This window comes from Streptomyces sp. NBC_00464 (assembly GCF_036013915.1).
In the GTDB taxonomy this organism is placed as follows: Bacteria; Actinomycetota; Actinomycetes; order Streptomycetales; family Streptomycetaceae; genus Streptomyces.
In genome coordinates this window covers 104,378-122,464 of record NZ_CP107900.1, presented here as the reverse complement: position 1 = coordinate 122,464, position 18,087 = coordinate 104,378, and the positions used below count along the sequence as shown (strand labels likewise).

The window sequence follows — 18,087 nt, the reverse complement described above, 5'->3', positions numbered from 1 at the left end:
CTGTCTCCACAGAGAGGACTACGAACACGAGATCCAAGCAGTCCGACAGCCACCTCAAGATCATTCCCACTCGTCTCAGGTCGCGGCACGCTAGAGTGCCCGTCGCACCGCGGGAGGGGAACATGACGGAGCAGAGTTGGCAGCTCAGGCAAGGTGAGCGACTGGTCGGAACATTGACCCTTGAAAGCGGCGATATGTTCTGGTCTGACTGTCGATTTAGACCAGGTCCGGCGTGGGAAGAGCTTGCTCCCCTCTTCGCCTCGTCCCGTGATGCCTGGCGCCGCGGTGACGAGGATGCTGCCTTGGCCGCAGACGAGACGATCTACGCTCAAGACCTGGCCCTCGTTCCGGAGGGCAGCGGAGCCCCGATCACGGAGTTCCTGATTCGAATCGAGGGGGAAGTCGCCCGATTCCGGCACTGATCCGACGTGCCACGCTCGGTCGGATGTCTAGCGCCGACGTTGGTGCAGAGAAGGTCCAGCTCCATCAACGCCGTGCCGGGACCGGAGACGTTCTGAACCGGCTCGGGGTACGCGGTGCCCTCGCCGCCCTGCTTGCGTACGACCGTGGCGTGCTTGATGTAGCCGGTCTTGCCGGTCTTCTCGGCAAGTGTCGGTAGGTTCGGATATTCGGGCGTGCGGAATAGGGCAGCCGGGACCGATGTCTTCAGCTCGACCGGTCGTGGTGCTGCGGGAAGCGCAAAGGGCCGGGGGCCGGGGTCCCTGGCCCACTGGGTAGCGTCTCCATGGTGAATCTCAACCTCTTCAACGATGTGCCCGACGGCCTGACCCGACGAGCCCGATCGTTCGTTCAAGCACACGGCGTCAAGGTCGATGTCCGGCCCATCGCTGAGCACAGGCAGTGGTGGCTTGAGCGAGACATCCCGGCGGCGGTCCTCGACCGGATGGTGGCTTATGAAGAGCGCTGGGGAGGTCTGGTTCTACCACCCGCATCGCAGTACGACGGCGGCCCGCGGTACCTCGAAGCGGACTCCCCCGAAGGCTCTGCGTCAGAAGGATGGTGGTTCGAAGCAGGGATGCAGCGGACCGCAGTTCCCTATTCGTTCATGATCGGACCGTCTGGCGAGTTCGGCATTCACGCAGATCAGTGGGTGCCCCTCCATGCCACCGTCGAGGGCTGGGTGGAGTCGCTCGCGCTGACGGACCACGCGTCCACGTGCGCGAAGCAGATCGTCAGGGTCACCGGTGACGATGTCAATGGCATCGTGCTGGACGGGTACGAGCAGGTGCGCGAGGTGATGGGTGTTGCCGACACCTGGTGGCGAGGAGCCGACTCACTTGTGGCGGTATATACAGGGGAGGCCGAGGCTTTCTCCTTTCCGCGAGGCCGCACCGCGTTGATCTACTCCGGCCTGGATGAATGGGGCCTGCGAGGAGGTGTCAAGGACAGCGACAACTGAGAGCGTCATCCGTGGCAGGCACGGCAGTCGTCCTGGAGATCCAGCGGCCCCCGGCCACGTGCACCACATAAGAACGAGCGCAGCCGAACGTGCCGTTGGTGCAGAGAAGGTACAGCTCCATCAGCGCCGTGCCGTGACCGGAGACGTCCTGCACCGGCTCGGGGTACGCGGTGCCCTCGCCACCCTGCTTGCGTACGACCGTGGCGTGGTCGATGTAGCCGGACTTGCCCGCCTTCTCGGCAAGTGTCGGTAGGTTCCGATGTTCGATCGTGCGGCATAGGCGGCTGGGCAGCGGGTTCAGTTCAAGTGCGCCGCAGGAGAGGCAGAGCGGCCCAGCGCCCCGAGCAGGCCACGCCGAATCCTGTAGCAACGCCCGCGTTCGCCCCTTACAGTCACCGAATGGCCACCGAGGACGAGAGCCCTAGCCAGCCCGACATCGCCGCGATGCTCACCGACCAGACCCGTGCCTGCAAGGCAGCACGCGAGGCCATCGCCGCCGGCGGCCAGGTGATGGTCTGGGACAACGAGGTGCCCCATTGGATGGTCGCCGGCATCGCTGCGACGAGGCTGAGGCGGTCGTTGAAAATCGGCCTGACGACCCTCGGCCTCGACGAGACCGTCGAGATCCTGGCTCAGCACCGCGACAAGCAGTTGCGTACCGGCATCATCGACGCAGCAGACCGGTCGTGGCACTTCACGTTGTACTTCGACGCCACGGGGACCGAGCTCTTGGCGTGCAGCGGCGTCAAACGCGAGTCGCCTTCGAAGGCGGGTGGTCAGAAGCTCCAGCTGTAGAGGCCGCCACCGGTGTTCACCGCACTCACCGCGAGGCGGGCAACTCCCTGCAGGACCGCCAGTAGGTCATCGTCGGTCATGTCGTCCCCGTCCTCAGACCAGAGCCGCGTGGTCCAGCGGCCTGCGAGCTCTTCAAGTTCGGTAGAGCTTGCGTTGGCCAGCGCTCGGGTCAGCCGTTTCGGCAGAGCGAACACCTCTACTCCATCGTTCAAGGGAGCGGTGACCCACTCCGGCCACGCCCAACCGAGAAGCTGCTCAATCGGCGGGGCCTCGGCCGAAGGCTCCTCGAAGTACATGTCCCATTCGGCGATGGCACTGTCCGGCTCAATAAAACGGCAGGTCACAGACTCAAAGGCCTCCCCCGGTCCCCGCAGGCGCGTCGCAGCCGCGGTCTCGTCATCGGGGGCGAGAAAGAACACTATGTCGTGGGCCACCCGAGCATGATGGCAGGCCGCCGAGCAGATTCGGGTGCTGCGTAATCGGTCTCAGCCGCCTGATCGGCGGGCCACCTCGGCTGCGTAGGCGGCTCTGACGGCTCCTGCTGCCCATCGGTCGGCAGCGGCGGGGCTGATGCCGAGGAGGCGTTCGAGGACGCCCGCCGGCATCGTGGTGCAGATGTCGAGCAGGGCCGCGCAACGGCCGGACTCGGAGGGAAGCCCGATCTTCCGGAGTCGGGCGAGGAGCTGGCCGCTGGTCAGGTGCTTTCCCGGCTGCTGGGTCGGGAAGAGCCAGGGTGTGTTGGACTCGTTCGCCGTCACAGTGTGCTGGTGATCTTCGGCGATGTCGACGAGTCGGAGGACCAGGGTGTCCAGGGGCGGCGGCAGCCTCAATGGGATCTCGTGGAGTTGAAGGGCGACGCCCTTGTCGTCCTGGATGACGTGTGCGGTGGTCAGTCGGCAGGTTCGGGCGGGGGTCTGGCCATAGAGCAGGACCATCAGCCCGGCGACGCGGTCTTTCGTCTCGATCGAGTCGTCGTTGAGGAGCCGACGGGCAATGCTCCAGCGTGTGTCGGCGTCCAGCGGGAGGTGGGAGACGCGCCGGGGGCGGGAGGGGATGTTGATGTTGGAGGCGAACTTGCTGCGGACTGCCCAGGTGACGAACGGTGCGGCGGTGTAGGGGCCTTGGTGGTCTTCGGAGGTGAGCCAGAGGTCGATGTGTGCTTGCCGGCAGGTGGCCAGAGTTTCGCCCTGGTCCTTGATCCAGTCGAGCAAGGCGATGGCCTTAACGATCTGGGTCTGGATGATGTCGGCCGCTTGGGCGGATATCGGCTTGCCGCGGGATCGTCGCCTCAGGCGTGCGATGCGGTCCCAACGAGCGAAGGCGGTGATCAGCCTGCGGTCCTCGGTGTCATCGATCGTGTCGAGCTTCCGGTCGATCCACTGCTCCAGCCGGGCCATGTATTCGTCGCGGACGGGCAGGATGCCTGCGGAGACGAGGACGGCGCGGAAGTAGTCGAGGGCCATGTCCCTCTGCCCGGTCCTGCGGGCATCGAAGGCCTCGTGGGTGAGCTCGCAGTTTCCGGAGGCGAGGTCGGTGACCAGGCGGGTGGCGGTCGCCGACTCCCGCAGATAGAGCAGTGTCCGTCGCGAGTTGAAGTTCAGCAGCGCGTCCACGATCTTGTCGAGTTCGGGCCGGGTGGTGCCGTCCGGGGAGGTCAGCAGGTGCCGCAGGTGGCGTTCACCGGCGCATCGGCGGCAGAGGCCGTGGTGGAAGAGCTTCTCGACGGCGCCGCACTGCTGACACGGCTTGCGGGCCTCTGGAGCGATCTCCCAGCAGTTCTCGCAGAACGGCCCCCGAGGTGTCCGGGCGACCACGCGCAAGGTGCGCCCGCAGTCGGTGCAGGGCTCCAGTGTGATCAGGCAGGCCCGGCAGCGCGGGGTGCCGGCGGCGGAATGGAAGCAGGGGCGGACCTTACCGCAGCTGCCGCACTGCATCGTGGGCGGCTTGCGGCAGGTTTTGCAGAGCGGCCCGTTCTCGGTGCGGGCCGAAACGGCCCGATGACGGCCGCAGCCGACGCATTCCTCCTGGCAGGTGGCGTCCTTGTCGCGGCAGTCGCTGCAGATGGGCGAGCCGTCGGGTGTGCGTCCGGCGACGGGCCGGGAGCGACCGCAGTGCGTGCAGGACTGGGCGGTCGAGCGGTTGTAGCAGGTGCCGCAGACCCGGAGCCGCTTGATGGAGTGGCTGAGCCGGACGGTGCGGTCGCAGTGCGGGCACCTCGGCGCCGGGACACCGTCAGCGCCGGCCTGGTGCAGTCGCTCGGCCAGAAGCAGGGTCCGGGGCCCGTGGTGGTGGGCCTGCCCGGCCAGCAGGCCCGGCTGATCCTGAACGTCCCAGAGCAGGCGCCGGGTGATGGAGCTGCTGCCCTTGGTGACCTCGGCGATCACCTCCTGAAGCACGGACTCGCCGAGCCCCAGGGCAAGGCCGTTGAGATGGTTCAGGAGGTCGGCGCCCGGGTCCTCGGTGCACTCGATCTGGTAGCAGGACCGGCAGACTTCACGACCGGAGCGGTCCAGCCCGTAGCGCGGGGTCTTGCTGTTGCCGCAGCCGCCGCACGCCCATCGCGTGTCGGCGCGTCTCCCGCCGCATGAGGCACAGGTCCGCAGGCCAGAGCCGTTGGTGTTCGTCAGTGGCCCCAGCCTGCCGCAGCGCGAGCAGGGCGGCCGGACGACGTTGACGGCGCCGGCCTGGACGAGAAGACGGATCAAGCGCTCAACCGAAGCCGGGCCTTCGGCCCGGCCCGAGGTCAGCAGCCCCGGATCACGCTCCAGCGTCCGGGCCAGAAGGACAGCACGCGGCTTGGCATGTACGGCCTGGGAGATCGCGTGCTGGACCGTCTGCGGCGGCAAGTGGGGATCGACCGCGGCGACGAGGTCGACGATCACCGTGTTCGGATCCGTCTCGGCCCTCGGGATGGTGGTCACGACGGCCCGACGATCCGGGCCCGCTTGGGCCGGAAAGCGCCGACGCCGGTGGTCTCGGTGCCGTCCGCGGCCTTGTTCGCCCGGGGCCTGCCCGCGGCGACCGGCTCGATCAGGTCGTCCATCGAGCAGCCGAGGATGTCGAGCAGAGCCATCAGCACCTTGAGGTTGAGCCGTTCCGGCGTCTCGACCACCAGGCGGTAGACCTGGCTGGCCGACAGGTCGATGCCCCGCTCGGCCAGCAGCGGCCGCAGGTCGGTGGTGGAGAACATGCCCCTGGTCGCCATGACCTCGCGCAGATGCCACTTGTAGTCGAGCTTGACCGTCATAGTCATCCGTTCCGTTCCCGGCCCGTGAGGTCGGAGTCGTTGCCGAAGGCCAGGTCGATGGCCTTGAGCATCATCGTGTTCGCGAAGTCGTCGCTGACCGCGGTGTAGAGGGCGGTCGTGGACGCGTAGAGGTGGCCGACCTGTTCCTGGATGAACCTGGGGTCGACGCCGTCCTCGATGTTGTGCGTCACGTAGGAGTGCCGCAGGCAGTGCGGCACGAGCTCCTTGGGGAGCTCCAGCTCGTCGCGGTAGAGGGCGAACCGGTCCTCGATCTCGCGGACCCGCAGCCGGCCGCCGCGTTCGGTCAACCAGAGGGCCGGGTGGCTGGGGAAGCCGTAGCGGGGCCGGAGGTTGACGACGTAGTCCTCCAGGGCCTCGACCGCCCACGGCTTGATGCTGGCGACGTTCCGCCGCCGGGGTCCCGAGCCCTTGGTGCCCTTGGCCTTGCGGACGTGCACCATGCCGTACCGGCCGAACTGCGGAGCCTTCGCGTTGCGGTAGAGGTCAACGACGTCCAGGCCGGACGCCTCCGAGGCTCTCAGCCCCCATCCGTAGATCGTCTTGAACAGCGTGGAGTCGCGATAGGCAGTCAAAGCCCCCTTGCGGCCGCGCTTGATGGCCTTCTCGACCCGCTCGTCGATGTGGTCGAAGAACAGCTGGCACTCTTCCCGCGTCATCGGCCGGCGGTCTTCATCGCCCTCGTAGTCCACGAGGTGCTCGCGCCGGTTGCCGTCGTGGAGGATCGGCGTCGGGTGCGTACCGAACCTCTCCAGACAGACCTCCACCCACCCGTAGACCGGGTTCAGCAGGTAGTCCATGAACACGCCCACGGCCCCCTGGTAGGTGCGGAGCGTCGTCTTGGCCCGGTCGTGACGCATCACCAGGTCGGCCATCCACTCGTCGATGTCCGCGGCCGTCCACTTCCACGGGTACTCGTTGGTGAAGTCCCTGAACTGCTCGACGATCTTGCGACGGTCGTGGACCGTCTTCTTCAAAAGGCCACGGCCGCCGATCTGCTGGCGTGCCCATCCCGCCAGCATCGCCTCCAGCACCGCGTCCTCGGGGTGCAGCAGATGCACCCCCGAGACCAGCTCCAGCCGCGCCGAGCCAGCGACTTCACGCGTACCTTCGGACACTCCCCGCCCCCTCTCGGTAGAGGGCAGAATCATGCATCTAATGACTGATCGCTGACAAACCGCCAGGTCAGAGCTTCGATCACATCGACGTGCCTGACACGGCGAGGACGCTAGACTTCCCGCAGCCCAGCGGCATGGGCCTTGTAGGGATCACGCATCCGATGCAACTCCCCGGGGTTCCACAGCAGCGGGTCGCGCCTGTCCAGGATTCCGTGGGTGATCGCGTTGATCGCGGCGCCGGTGAGGAGCGCGGCCGCGGGGACGCGGTAGCCGACGGTGCGGGTGAGGGCGAGCGTCGAAGCGAGCTGCACGGCGGAGTAGCTGGCAACGTGTCGGCTTACCGAGCGGCGGCCGTACGCGCTGGCGGTGCAGGTGCGGCCCTCCTTGCCGTGGCGCCACGGGTTCTCCTCCACCGGGGAGCCGTCGTTCTTGTAGACCAGGTGGGAGCCGTGCATGCCCTTGGTCGAAGCGTCGTGCGAGTTCTGCACGAACTGGTCCCCGAAGCTGTGGACTCCGTCGAAGACGGCGGTCAGGGCGGCGGCCAGGGCGAGGCCCTCGATGGCGCGTAGGCGATCAGTCATGCTGGGTGTGCTCCTCATCTCGGTGTTCGGGGTGGGGTGTGTGGGGCGGCCGGCCTCTTGCCGATGCTGCGGTCGCCCCGTGATGCGCTTTCGCCCCCGGCCGGATCCCGGCCGGGGGCGGTGGTGTTCAGAAGGGCGGCTCGTCCAAGGCCGGAACGGGCAGGAGCCGGATGCGGATCTCGCGCCGTTCGGACCAGCAGCCGCACGCCTCCATCTCGGGGAAGGCGCCACCGGTCCACCAGCCGCCCTCGCCGTGGCAGCGCGGACAGCCCGGACGGGGCTGGGCGGTGATCTCGATGCGGTGCCGGTCGGCATACAGCTTGAGGCGGCCGGCCCTGAGCACGGCGACGGCCGTCGCGGCGACGAGCGGGACTGCGGCAGCGATCAGCAGGGCGCCGCGCAGGTGGCGGGCGGTCACTTCAGCGGGATGGTGCGGCAGGTGGCGGCGTGGCTGTTGGCCTCCGGCCTAATGCAGAACAGGAAGTCCTCCTCGGACCGGTCGGAGGAGTCTCCGCAGCCGTGGCAGATCCAGCGGTACTTGTCGGAGTGCTCGCCGGGGCCGGTGACGTCCACGTACGAGCCGCCGACCGTGATGAACCTGATCAGCAGGTTCTTGGGGCGGTCCGGCTCGGTGAAGGCGGCGAGGGTGGCGGTGCTCATGGTCTGGTGTCCTCTCAGGTCAGGAGGCAGGTAATGGAGGAGAGTGCGGCGGGCGCGCCGGCCTGGCGCGCGTTCAGCGCTGGGTGCAGGCCGGGTATCCAGCATTGGCGCGGTATCGGGGCTATGCGGCCAGCCGATGCGTGGCGAGGACTGCGCCCCGTCGGCGGAAGGTCCGTCGGCGTGGCGTGGGGTGTGGCGGGTGGCCGGGCGGCCTGTCCGGTCCTCGCCCGCGCGGAGCGGGCGAGGACCAGGCAGGGCGACGGGTCAGTACTTCTGGAGCGGGTGCAGGTTGTTCGGGGTAGGCGCGTGTTCCTGAGCGCCACCGTCTCTCCGAGCGTTTCCGCCCCCGCTGGTGCAACCGGGGATCCGCTGCGGGGTCAGGCTCCGCCGTCTCTCCGAGCAGCGTCCGCGATCTCCTGCGTCAGGCGTTCGCTGGCGCGCTGCTGCTCCTCGGCTGCCTTGCGCAGCTGCTCCTGGAGATCGTCGTTCTCGGCCATGAGGTGGTCCTTTCTCGGTGCACACCCATCCTGCTGTAAACGTGTTTCGCATGTCAACAAGTTTCGCCACGAAAGATGTTGACAGGTGGTGGCAGGGGCTTGATCCTCGGAGGCATGACGAACACACCACCTCCCACCACTCACGTCGGTGTCACAGAGATCGGAGAAATGCTGGTCGTCAGCCGCCAGCGGGCCAACAAGCTCGTGAACCGGGCCGACTTTCCCGCCCCGGTCGTGCAGACGAAGGCCGGCCGGGTATGGGAGCGGGCCGCGGTCGCCCAGTGGGAAAAGAGCTGGGACCGCACGAACGTCGGTGGCCGCCCCCGGAACAGCAAGGACACTGACCAGCAGTAGAAGCAGACCCCTCTCAACGCCAGGTGCGCCGCACGGTTCCGTGCGGCGCACCTGGTGTTTCCAGTCGGCTCCGCCACGACCAGGAGCCGGGCGCCGCAATCGGCCCTTGACCGGGGCCACCGCCTCCCGGTCTTCGTGACGCGCCCCCTGCAGGAGCGCGCTCCGGCCTCAGGCAGTACTGCCGGCGCAGTACAGGCCGCCGGTGTCGCCGCCGTGTGCGCTGCGCCCGCCAGCGGTGCGCAGTTCCTCCAGGACCTCCAGGAGGTCACTCTCGTCGTCGAGCCGCGTGGCGGTGTATCCCCGCCCGCAGACGCAGGGGACGACCAGCGTGAGGACGTCGCGGTAGTCGGCGTCGTGGGTGATGGTGTGGTGCAGCCACAGGCCGTTGTCCAGGTAGGCCATCGCGCTCGGCTCGATCGCGTGGTCCCGCAGGGCGGGGTAGCCAGTCCATGCGTCGTGCTCCAGGACTCGGCCGAAGGTGTCGGGGTACGCGCCGTAGACGTGGTCGGCGGCCGCGGTTTCGGCGCTGTCGCACTCCTCTTCCCGGTTGAGGCGGGCGGTGGTGGCGACGATGTCGAACAGGGCGGCGAGCGGAGAGCCGTTGGTCAGGCCGGTGAGGGGCGGCATGAGGGTCTCGGTCATGGTGTGTGCTCCTTCGGGGAGTTCATCGATCAGGCGGCCAGCCGGTGCGTGGCCGGGGGTGCGGTGTAGCTGCTCGGGTCGGCCGGGGTGCCGTCGTGGCATTCCAGGCAGCACCCGAGCTTTTTCGAGAGGCAGAAGTGGAAACGGCGCCCGCAGTCGCCGCAGGTCTGTCGAGCTGCCATTGCTTGGTCCAGGGCCAGTTCCTGAGCGAGCGTCGGAACGCGCTTGGGTACAGCCAGATCGACGTGGAGCAGGAAGCCTCTGGTGGGGTGGCGGCACGACCACTGCGGGCGGGTGGCGCACAGTCGGCACCGCAGGATCGCGACCGGGCCCTCGTTGTCCCCGGGGCTCAGTCCCATGTCCCGCAACGTGCGCCTGGTGACGAGGCCCTCGGGTACGGCGCCACGGTCGTACTCGGGCAGCATCGCGTCGCTGCGCGCTACGCGGTTCGCCTCGCGGCGGCGCTTCTTCCTGCGTCGGGTCATCACTTGCCCCACGCGCTGTGGACTCGGGCGGGACGGTCCGGGTAGCGGGGGCCGGGGCGGAGGGGGCGGGGCCGGCCGATCCGGCGGCGCGGGCGGGACCTGAGCACGATGGGTCCTCCGGGAGATCGCAGTGGCAGGCGCCGCACCAGCTGGACTGGTACGTGGCCCGTAGGGGTGAGGGGTGCACCGGGGCGGCTGGGCTCGTGGCCGGCAGCCGCCCCGGGCGTTCAGTAGCCCGCCTGGTGGGCCGCCGCGGTGGCACGCGCGGCATCGGCAAGCAGCACGGTGAGCTCGTGGCCGGCGTCAACGGCGGCGGCCAGGCGCTCGATCAGTTCGGGGTCCAGGTGTCGGCTGCGGGCGCCGATGAGGAGGCCCTCCAGGTAGTGAACGTCCGCGAGAATGCGGCACCGGGTGTCCATGAGGCCGGGCTGAACGTGCAGGGCGTCGATGTTCATCTCGCCGGCCAGGGCCGCGTGGTCGGCAGCCTGACGGTTGGCCGTCGCGGGCTGCGCAGCGAGCAGGATGTCGAGCTGGACGGGGTCGGTGCAGACACGGGACCAGGCCCTGCTGGCTGCGGTGGCTTTGCTCCATACACGGCGGATGACGGACACGGCTCTCCCCTGGGTTGATGGTGGGCAGTGCTGCGCCCCGCCGTCGGAAGGTCCGTCGGCGGGCGTTGGGTGTGGCGCGTGGCCGGGCGGCCTGTACGGTCCTCGCCCGCACGGGGTGGGCGAGGACCAGGCAGGGCGACGGGGCAGCGGGTCAGCGCTTCTGGAGCGGGTGCACGTTGTCCGGGGTGCTGTAGGTGGGCGGTGCGGCCGGGGCGGGTACGTGGATCTGGGGGCGGATGTCGATGCCGGGGACCGCGTTGTGGATGAACAGCGACGGGCGCAGGGTCAGGCCGCGCAGCGCGATGGCGGAGGCTGCGGTCCAGGCGAGGACGGCGAGACCGGTGGCGATGGTGCGGCCGTCGGCGGGTGCGGCGCTGTAGACCATGGCGATGCTGGCCGCGGCCCAGGCCGTCCAGGTGAGGCGGGCGCCGCTGCTGCGGAAGAAGCCGCCGATCAGGCCGAAGAGGCCGGTGATCTGCCAGAGGGTGTAGACGGTGGAGGCGCTGATCTGCAGTGAGTCGGCATGGGTCGCGATGTACGAGCGGATCGGCTGGTCGACGACGGCGAAGATGCCGGTGGAGGTGTCGGTGCCGACCTGGACGTGCGGGGCTGCGGTGAGCAGGCGGTGGATCGCGTCGGCCAGGACTTCGGTCGCGGTGTCCAGCAGGATGATGACCGTGCAGATCCCGGCGAGTGCGATCGCTGCTTTCATCCAGTTCGCCATGGAGTGCCAGCCGAGCTTCGGGGCTTGGCGCAGGTCCTCCCAGCGGTCGTGGAGGAAGCCGCCGTCGTCCCAGGCGTCGTCCCACCACGCATGCAGGGCCGCCAGCCGCGGCTCCTTCTCCTCAGGTGACGGCGCGGGCGGTGGCGGGACGTTGAGGTCCTGTCCGTTGGTGGCCGGGGGCTCCTGGCGCTGGCCGGGGATGTTCGGGGTGCGGTCGTTGTGGTCAGCCACGGGATGGTGCTCCCTGTTCGAGGTGGGGTGGTTGGTGCCGGCCGGGCGGCCTGGCCCGCACCCGACCGTGTGGTGGTTCGGGTGCGAGGCGGGTGGTCCGGATCAGATACCGCGGGCGCCGGCGAGGTCTGCGGCCTGGCCGAGCATTCGTAGGGGGACGTGTCCGTCGGTGCCGCGGAACGAGTCGTTGAACTTGGGGACGGATTCGAAGCGGTCGCCGAACTGGGCTCGGATCGCGTCCAGCAGCACCGCCATGGCGCTCATCTCCAGGCGCAGGTTGCGGTGGGACTCGGTGCGGACCGCGCCGAACAGGCAGAGAGCGCCGTCCTCGTCCTGGAAGGTTCCGGCGCACCAGCCGTTGGTCAGGAGGCGGTGGTGCGCGCGTTGGAGCAGTGCGGTGACGGGTGTGGGGGAGGGGGCTGTGGGCTGGAGGGTCGGGGTGAGGGGGAGGGTGACGAGGTCGTTCAGGTCGACGGGCGTGGTGGGGATGTGTGCGGTGTTGACCTCGTAGGCGACGGCGGCTTCCTCCAGCCGCACGGTCATCGCCGTGTTGATGAACGCCAGGCGTTCCTCAAGAGACAGGACTGCCGGCGGCGTGGCGGCTCGGGTGGTCTGGGTGGTGGAGAGCGTGTTGTGGGGCATCGGGGCTCCAGGCAGGGCATGGCACGGGCGCCACGGCGGAAGGGCATGCCGGTGGCGCCCGTTGAGCGGGCAGGGAGATGACGTGGGCGGTGTGCGGGCACTCGTGCAACTCGCCCGGGAGTAGGTGCTGTTGCCGTCACATGCCGGGGGCGGGTACTCAGGCAGGCTGGACACGGGAGGGCCGGGGGATGAACTTCGTTCGTGTGCGGGTGATGCGACGAGGAACAGCCCGTGGACGCCCGCCGACTGATTCACAGGCTGGAGAGCGGTCCGGCGATCAAGGTGAGGCCGGGAGAGGGTCAGGCGTTGTTGAGGCTCTTGATGGCCTCCAAGGCCTGGCGGGGCGAGGTGACCTGGGACTCGCGGCTGCTGGACTTGGTGCCCCGCTTGCCGCCCCCGCCCTTTCCGCCACCGCCGCGACGGCGGGAGCCGCCGTCCTCGTCGCCGTCGTCCTCGGGCTCGGGCTCGGGCCAGAATTCGCCGGGCCGCACGGGCTCGTTCCAGTCGAACCACAGGCCGCGCATTTCCAGCTCGCTGATCTCGTGGTCGGTGAGGTGGTTGACGTCGTCGGGGAACAGCTCGGCAAGGTCGGTGTCGAAGTCCGCGTACAGCGACCGCATCAGCACGGCGCGGCCGTTGTCCATGACCATGACGGCGACGCCGCCCGTGCTCACCCCGTTCTCCGGGTCGGCCTCCCCCTTCATGGCCCGCTCGATCGCGGAACCTTCCTGCTGGGCGTAGCGGGCCGGGATTGTCGGCACGTCGTAGGCGTTCTCCATCGTGCCCTCCGCTGCCTTTCGGGTGGCGCCGGGCGAGCCCATGTTGAAGATGGTCGGGCGGGAGTTCTGTCTCAGGTTGTCCTTCATCTCGGTGGAGAACCCGTTGTGTGCGAACGGGGACTGGCCGGCCGGGTTGAAACCGATGCCGTACTTCAGGCCGGTGACCGTGAGGTCGTCTCCGTCGGTCTGGATGAACTCGCCGAAGTCTCCGTCCTGTGCTGCGGTCATGAACTCGTCCGCGTAGACGTTCAGCTGCCGGTAGGGGCAGCGGGAGTCGCCCGGCTTGTAGTCGTGCGGCTGGCCGTCGTGCGGCCAGGGCATGTCCGCCCGGATCTCGCACAGTGCCTTTGCCGTGCGCAGGGAGCGGGCCATCCACAGGGCGTTCGAGCCCTGCCGGTCGATGTACCGGCCGAGCGTGGACGTCTTCTCGTCCTTGCGGACGGTGGAGAGCCACACGACCTGGCCGTCCAGGGACTGGGCGGCCATGTTGATCGCGAAGAACTGCGTCTTCCCTGACCGGGACACTCCGAGGATGAGGCCGTGGGCCGCGGCGTTCTTGTCGTGCTGGAACACCATGTTCTTCACCGGCTGACCGGTGATGGTGTACCCGCACACGTACATGCCCTTGGCGTCCGGGGTGAGCAGCTCCCGGGTGGCGGGGAAGATCGCGGACAGCGGGGGCTTGTCGAACGCGCTGATGAGGAACTCGGTGCCGTCGATGAGGACGAACACGCAGGAGTCGTCCTCGGGCAGGCCGAGACCGCGGCAGACCCTGGCCAGGTCGATGCGCGGGGTGACGGTGGCATCCGCCATCTTCGCCCGGTAGAACGTGACCCCGCGAACCTCGTCGCGGGTGCGGTGGACCAGCTCGGAGCCGGGAGCTCCGCCCTTGGAGCCGCCGACCCTGTCGGTCCAGCGCTCCTGAGGAGTCGGCTTAGTGCGGCGGCGTTGGTTGGCGTCGGGGGTGATGCGAGCCTCCAGCCAGCCCGGCCCTCCCTGCCGACCGGGCTGGATCGCAACGTCCGCAAGGAAGACGTCGGCAGCTGACACACCGAACGGGGCAGCAACCACCTCTTCGGACAGGCCGGTGATGGGCCGTCCGGTCTCCGAGGCGCGCAGCAGGATCGTCATGTCGTGCTGCATTCCGGGATGCCGGGTGGCCTTGACGATGTGGGTGCGGGCGGGCATCCCGGCCTGCTCCCACAGCATCCTCGCGTCGCGGGTGAGGCGGTCGGCTCCGTCGTCCGGCCGCGCGGGGGACGACTGTGCGGCTTCGGCGAGTGCCGGCTGCGGTGCCGGAGTGGCGAGGGCGGGGCGGTGACGGCTTCGGGCGAGCCGGGCAAACGGCAGTACCACGTAGCCGGCGCCCGCCCATGCGGCGGCAAGGATGCCGTCCAGCCCGTAGGGGCCCCAGCCGGCGGTGTGGCCGGCGACGGTGTCAATGGCGGCGGCCAGGACCACTGGGGCCCAGCGCAGGATCTTGCGTCCGGCACCGTTCTCCTCGCTCTTGGCCGCCAGGAACATCCCGCCGACCCCTGCGACGCCGGCCAGCTGCACGACCTGGTTCACGGGGCTGCCGGGGTAGAGATTCGGGGCCACGGCGAGCACAGGCGCGGCAAGGGTGTAGGCGAGGCGTTCGAGCGCGACACTGCGCGGCGTGGACACCGGATTTCTCCTTCACGAAACGGGCTCGGGCGGCCCCGCAGGTGTGCGGGGCCGCCCGAGCCGGGGAGGGGGGTGGGGAGGGATCAGCGGTTGAAGAAGCCCGGCCTGGGGGTCTTCTCGCGCCGGTTGGAGCGAATGTCGTCCAGCGAGCCATACAGCTTGGAGTGCGTGCGTTTGGCCCGGTAGGTCTGGTCGACGATCTCCTCCGCGGTGGCGCTGAGCTTCTTCACCTCAACGGCAGCGCCGCCCAGAGCGACAGACACCTCGTTCGTGACCGCCACGAACTTCGGGTCCAGTTCCGCGTGCTCAGTGTCTGCGGCCACGTCCTGGGTGTGGGCGGCGTTTGCCTTCATGTCGCGGACCAGCCCCTCCAGTTCGAGGGCGGCGTCGTCCATCGACTTGCCGAGCTTGCCCAGCTTGGCCTGGACAGCCTTGTACCGGTTGTCGTCGTCTGCCACGACGGGCGCCGTGCTGCTGCGGGGCGCGAGATCGCTGCTCATCAGCGGGATACCTCCGGGTCTAGTCGTGGTGGGCGGCGGCCGACGTGTGCTTGAGATCCGCGTCTTCCTTGGCGGCCATGTCCTCGCCGTAGATGCGGGCGACCATGACGGCGGCGAGCTTGGCGGCCTCCTTCGCGATGCCGCACTGGTCGGCACACCGCCGTGCCTGGAGCTTCATGCGGCCTGCGGCGCCGGCCAGGTCCGTGATCTGGTCGGTGACGCGAGTGTCGATGTTGTGGTCGTCGACCAGGTCGGCCGCCATGTCTCGCAGGGCATCAGCGACCCTTCCGAGCGCCTCCGCGATGGCTTCGGCGCGCTCCTGGTGGGAGGCGGCCAGAATGGCGATGTTCGCCATCTCCATCAGGAACTCATCGAACGTGATGTCCGTGCGGTGCTGGGCGGCCATGTTGCCCTTCCGGCCCCCGCTGTTCTTGGCCCTGCTGCTCACGCTGCTCCCTTCCGTGCTCGTTGGTCGGCTGGTGCCGGGCCGCTCGGCATGCGGCTCCGAAGCGGCCGGCAGGCCCTTGACGCCGACCGTCACGGCCGCAGGTGGGTCGGGGACGATGTCCGCGTCGACGATGTCGTCCTCGGTCTTGTTGGCGGGCTTCGGCGGACCGCTGGGGTGATCGGGCCACTCCACCGTCGGGGTGGGCTCCGGCCCGAAGCGGTTGTCCGACGACCGCCCGCGCCCGCGTGGGCCGGCCCGCCGTGCACGGCCAGTGCTCCCCGTTCTGCGAGTGCGGCCCCGTCGTCCGGCCCGGCCCGAGCCGCTGGTGCGACGGCGGGACCGGCGGCTCTTCTTCGAGCCGACAGGCGCCCCGTCAGCGGCCTTTTTGCCCTTGCCTGCCTCACCGGCTGCCGACGTGTCCTTCGCGGTGCTGGAGGCACCGTCCGGGGCCTCCTTGACGGTCTCCTCTTCCTTGCCGCCAGCACCCTCAGCCTTGCCGCCCTTGTCGTCCTTGGTCAGGTTCACCTTCTCTGCGCCGGCCTTGTCGGCCTTCGCGTCGACGCGGCGCTTGTCCCAGCGGCGCTGGACTTCCTCTGTGAGAGCCCCGCCCAGCGTGGTGCGACCGGAGTCGGCCGACCCCGCAGCTTCCCGCTTCGCCTTCCGTACCGTGTCCCGCTCCGCCCGCTTCGCCCGGCGGTCCTCCCATTCCTTCTGCCGGTTGGCGCGGGCCTGCTCCCGGTTCTTGCTCCGGTCGGCGACACCGGCGGTGTGCCCGGCACTGCGCCGCTCCTGACGTCCCGCCTGACGATTCCCCGCCCGCTCCGCACGGCCACGAGCCCGCTCCGCACGGGCGTTGGACGCCGGCCCGTGCTGGCCCCGACCGCCGTCTTCCTTGCGGCCGCCGCCCTTGCCGGAGCTGCCAGAGCCTGCCTGAGAGTTCTTCGGCCCCCCACTGGGCCCGGTGCGCCCGGAACCGGTTGCGCGTCCGCCAGAGGACCGGTCAGAGCCCTTCGAGGCACCCTTGCCACCGCCGCCGGTCGATCCGTTCCGGGAACGCCCGGCGGGGCCGCCGGAGTTGCCGTTGCGCTGCACCGCCCCGGGCCGGTTGGCTCCCGGCCCGGAGTTGTTGCGGGACGAACCGCTGCCGCTCCCGCCGCGCGGGGACCCGCCACCAGCCCCGGCCTTCGAGCGGCCCTTGTCCGCTCCCAGGCCGGAACTGGGCGACTTCATACGCTCCGCGTCGGCCTTTCCGCGCGCCGTCGCCTTGTCGCCCTTCGCTTTCATCATCGCGGTGTGGAGCTTTCCATTCTGCTCCATCATCGCGACTTCCTGCGCAGTACGACCCTCCAGCAGTGCAGCCTTCCGCGCAATTTCAGCTTCACGGAAAGGCGCTTCGCTTTCATGGTTGGCCCGCGCCATTTCCAGCCGGAATTCCAGCCAGTCACCGAGCCTGTCAGCGAGCGAACGAGGCTGTTCGTATTCGCCTTCCTCGTATTCGTCGCCATCTTCGCCGGCTTCCGGTGTCGTAATCCCTTCGGAGCGCAGCGCGGTCGCCGGGTTCGGAGCAGTCGGAATCGGCGGCAGTTCCATCGTGGTCTCCTCCGGGGTTTCCGGGGGAGGCTCCGGAATTTCTTCCGGCGGTGGAATGGTGTCGATGAAATCCGGGATCGGTGGCAGCGGGTATGTGGAATCACCGCTCCAGGGACCGTGGACCAGCGTTCCGCCGCCGGTGTCATCGGACTCGTCGGACACGGTTCACCCCCTTCAGGGGACTTGACAGACAGTGGGGTCTCGTGTGCACGCGCGTGCACGTGCACGTGTGCACGCTTTACGCGCGCGAGGCCCCGCCAGCGTCCGGCGGGGCCTTCGTGGGTGACGCTCAGTTACGCGGTCCGTGCTGCTTGAGGACGGTGTCCGCGTACTGCATCAGGTGGTCGAACAGTCGCGGATCGCCCGCTTGCCGCTTCTCCAGCACCATCCTGAAGAGGCGACAGACCAGCGTGAATGCCGTAATAACATCGGCGCGACCGGATTTGACTTCCTTCGTGATTTCGGACCGAGTGACGCGGAGCCAGAATTCCATCCGGCCGATATCGCCGCGGCTTTCGATCGCCTTGCGCTCTTCTTCCTGCAGCCAGCCGTTTCGTCCTTGAATGGAGCGTTCGGCACTGCTGAGGGGGCGCGTCACGCCGACTCCCTGTCACCCAGGTCGTAAATCGACGTGGGACCACCATAGTCGGAATCCTGGTTGTGTGCGCCCTGATCCGGCAGATGCTTCGGGGCGGCCTGCAGGGGCGGGGCATTCTTGCGCTTCTTTTCCAGCGCCTTTTCCTTCCTTTTCTTGGCGGTATTCAAGACCGCCTCATCGTGGGCGCGACGCCTGAATGCGCTCTTTTCCAGGCCTTTCGTAACACCCTCGACGTGCTTGAGCACGCCCTTGAGGGCCTTTTCCACGGGCTGAGCACGCATCCAGGCGTCGAAGAACCGGTCGCCTTCGACGTGGGTGTCGCGGCAGTGCACGCGGGTCTCCGCAGCCAGGGCCTCCAGGTTCCTGCCGATATCCAGCAGGACCCGCTGAACATCGGCCAGGTACCGGGCGGTTGCCTCCGGGTTCTGCGCCACATCGCGCAGAGGTGCGTGATTCGGGTCGTTGCTGTTCACGGCGGGTTT

21 protein-coding genes are annotated in these 18,087 nt (G+C 68.8%); 4 read left to right on the top strand and 17 right to left on the bottom strand.

What is annotated here, in order from left to right; translation table 11 throughout:
• Nucleotides 1-122: 122 nt before the first annotated feature.
• The 3 genes from OG912_RS38430 to OG912_RS38420 all read left to right on the top strand — a co-directional run bounded on the left by OG912_RS38430 (nt 123) and on the right by OG912_RS38420 (nt 2,215).
• Nucleotides 123-422, top strand: a complete 300-nt coding sequence (locus OG912_RS38430) for a hypothetical protein (protein ID WP_327713770.1) — start codon at nt 123-125, stop codon at nt 420-422.
• Between the two features lie 326 nt (nt 423-748).
• Complete coding sequence (locus tag OG912_RS38425) at nt 749-1,420, top strand: hypothetical protein (protein WP_327713779.1); 672 nt, start codon at nt 749-751, stop codon at nt 1,418-1,420.
• 399 nt (nt 1,421-1,819) lie between these two features.
• A complete protein-coding gene (locus OG912_RS38420) occupies nt 1,820-2,215 on the top strand; it encodes a hypothetical protein (protein WP_327713769.1) in 396 nt (131 codons plus the stop codon).
• On the opposite strand, the gene OG912_RS38415 is transcribed toward OG912_RS38420, so the two are convergent.
• The 7 genes from OG912_RS38415 to OG912_RS38385 form a co-directional block, all read right to left on the bottom strand.
• Nucleotides 2,197-2,649 (bottom strand): hypothetical protein, encoded by a 453-nt coding sequence (locus tag OG912_RS38415; protein WP_327713768.1) that lies wholly within the window; start codon nt 2,647-2,649, stop codon nt 2,197-2,199. The two genes, OG912_RS38420 and OG912_RS38415, sit on opposite strands and share 19 nt — an antisense overlap.
• A 51-nt stretch (nt 2,650-2,700) precedes the next feature.
• On the bottom strand, nt 2,701-5,136 hold the full coding sequence (locus OG912_RS38410) for a hypothetical protein (protein ID WP_327713767.1): 2,436 nt from the start codon (nt 5,134-5,136) through the stop codon (nt 2,701-2,703).
• Nucleotides 5,133-5,462 (bottom strand): helix-turn-helix domain-containing protein, encoded by a 330-nt coding sequence (locus OG912_RS38405; protein ID WP_007445976.1) that lies wholly within the window; start codon nt 5,460-5,462, stop codon nt 5,133-5,135. Before OG912_RS38405 ends, OG912_RS38410 begins: the two co-directional genes overlap by 4 nt.
• Nucleotides 5,463-5,464: 2 nt before the next feature.
• A complete protein-coding gene (locus tag OG912_RS38400; RefSeq protein WP_327713766.1) occupies nt 5,465-6,598 on the bottom strand; it encodes a tyrosine-type recombinase/integrase in 1,134 nt (377 codons plus the stop codon).
• A gap of 110 nt (nt 6,599-6,708) precedes the next feature.
• The gene (locus OG912_RS38395; RefSeq protein ID WP_327713765.1) at nt 6,709-7,179 is read right to left on the bottom strand and encodes a hypothetical protein; all 471 of its coding nucleotides are present in this window, start codon (nt 7,177-7,179) and stop codon (nt 6,709-6,711) included.
• A gap of 127 nt (nt 7,180-7,306) precedes the next feature.
• Entirely contained in the window at nt 7,307-7,597 is a 291-nt protein-coding gene (locus OG912_RS38390) for a hypothetical protein (protein WP_327713764.1), read from the bottom strand.
• Nucleotides 7,594-7,839: a hypothetical protein gene (locus OG912_RS38385; protein ID WP_327713763.1), complete on the bottom strand. Its 246-nt coding sequence runs from the start codon at nt 7,837-7,839 to the stop codon at nt 7,594-7,596. Before OG912_RS38385 ends, OG912_RS38390 begins: the two co-directional genes overlap by 4 nt.
• Before the next feature lie 611 nt (nt 7,840-8,450).
• Here OG912_RS38385 and OG912_RS38380 point away from each other — a divergent pair.
• Complete coding sequence (locus OG912_RS38380; RefSeq protein WP_327713762.1) at nt 8,451-8,690, top strand: hypothetical protein; 240 nt, start codon at nt 8,451-8,453, stop codon at nt 8,688-8,690.
• Between the two features lie 168 nt (nt 8,691-8,858).
• On the opposite strand, the gene OG912_RS38375 is transcribed toward OG912_RS38380, so the two are convergent.
• From OG912_RS38375 to OG912_RS38330, 10 genes are all read right to left on the bottom strand, one after another.
• Entirely contained in the window at nt 8,859-9,332 is a 474-nt protein-coding gene (locus OG912_RS38375; RefSeq protein WP_327713761.1) for a hypothetical protein, read from the bottom strand.
• Between the two features lie 29 nt (nt 9,333-9,361).
• Nucleotides 9,362-9,817 carry an RRQRL motif-containing zinc-binding protein gene (locus OG912_RS38370; RefSeq protein ID WP_327713760.1) on the bottom strand — a complete coding sequence of 152 codons (456 nt, stop codon included), beginning with the start codon at nt 9,815-9,817 and terminating at the stop codon, nt 9,362-9,364.
• A gap of 227 nt (nt 9,818-10,044) precedes the next feature.
• Entirely contained in the window at nt 10,045-10,428 is a 384-nt protein-coding gene (locus OG912_RS38365) for a hypothetical protein (protein ID WP_327713759.1), read from the bottom strand.
• A 151-nt stretch (nt 10,429-10,579) separates the two neighbouring features.
• Nucleotides 10,580-11,383, bottom strand: a complete 804-nt coding sequence (locus tag OG912_RS38360; RefSeq protein ID WP_327713758.1) for a hypothetical protein — start codon at nt 11,381-11,383, stop codon at nt 10,580-10,582.
• 102 nt (nt 11,384-11,485) lie between these two features.
• On the bottom strand, nt 11,486-12,025 hold the full coding sequence (locus OG912_RS38355) for a DUF6197 family protein (RefSeq protein WP_327713757.1): 540 nt from the start codon (nt 12,023-12,025) through the stop codon (nt 11,486-11,488).
• Nucleotides 12,026-12,324: 299 nt separating this feature from the next.
• Complete coding sequence (locus tag OG912_RS38350) at nt 12,325-14,469, bottom strand: chromosome segregation protein ParM (protein WP_327713756.1); 2,145 nt, start codon at nt 14,467-14,469, stop codon at nt 12,325-12,327.
• 83 nt (nt 14,470-14,552) lie between these two features.
• Complete coding sequence (locus tag OG912_RS38345) at nt 14,553-14,969, bottom strand: conjugal transfer protein TraB (RefSeq protein ID WP_327713755.1); 417 nt, start codon at nt 14,967-14,969, stop codon at nt 14,553-14,555.
• Nucleotides 14,970-14,988: 19 nt separating this feature from the next.
• Nucleotides 14,989-16,737: an ATP/GTP-binding protein gene (locus tag OG912_RS38340; RefSeq protein ID WP_327713754.1), complete on the bottom strand. Its 1,749-nt coding sequence runs from the start codon at nt 16,735-16,737 to the stop codon at nt 14,989-14,991.
• Between the two features lie 559 nt (nt 16,738-17,296).
• Nucleotides 17,297-17,605, bottom strand: a complete 309-nt coding sequence (locus OG912_RS38335) for a hypothetical protein (RefSeq protein ID WP_327713753.1) — start codon at nt 17,603-17,605, stop codon at nt 17,297-17,299.
• Nucleotides 17,602-18,078, bottom strand: a complete 477-nt coding sequence (locus tag OG912_RS38330) for a hypothetical protein (RefSeq protein WP_327713752.1) — start codon at nt 18,076-18,078, stop codon at nt 17,602-17,604. The genes OG912_RS38335 and OG912_RS38330 overlap by 4 nt, the downstream gene beginning before the upstream one ends.
• Nucleotides 18,079-18,087 lie beyond the last annotated feature (9 nt).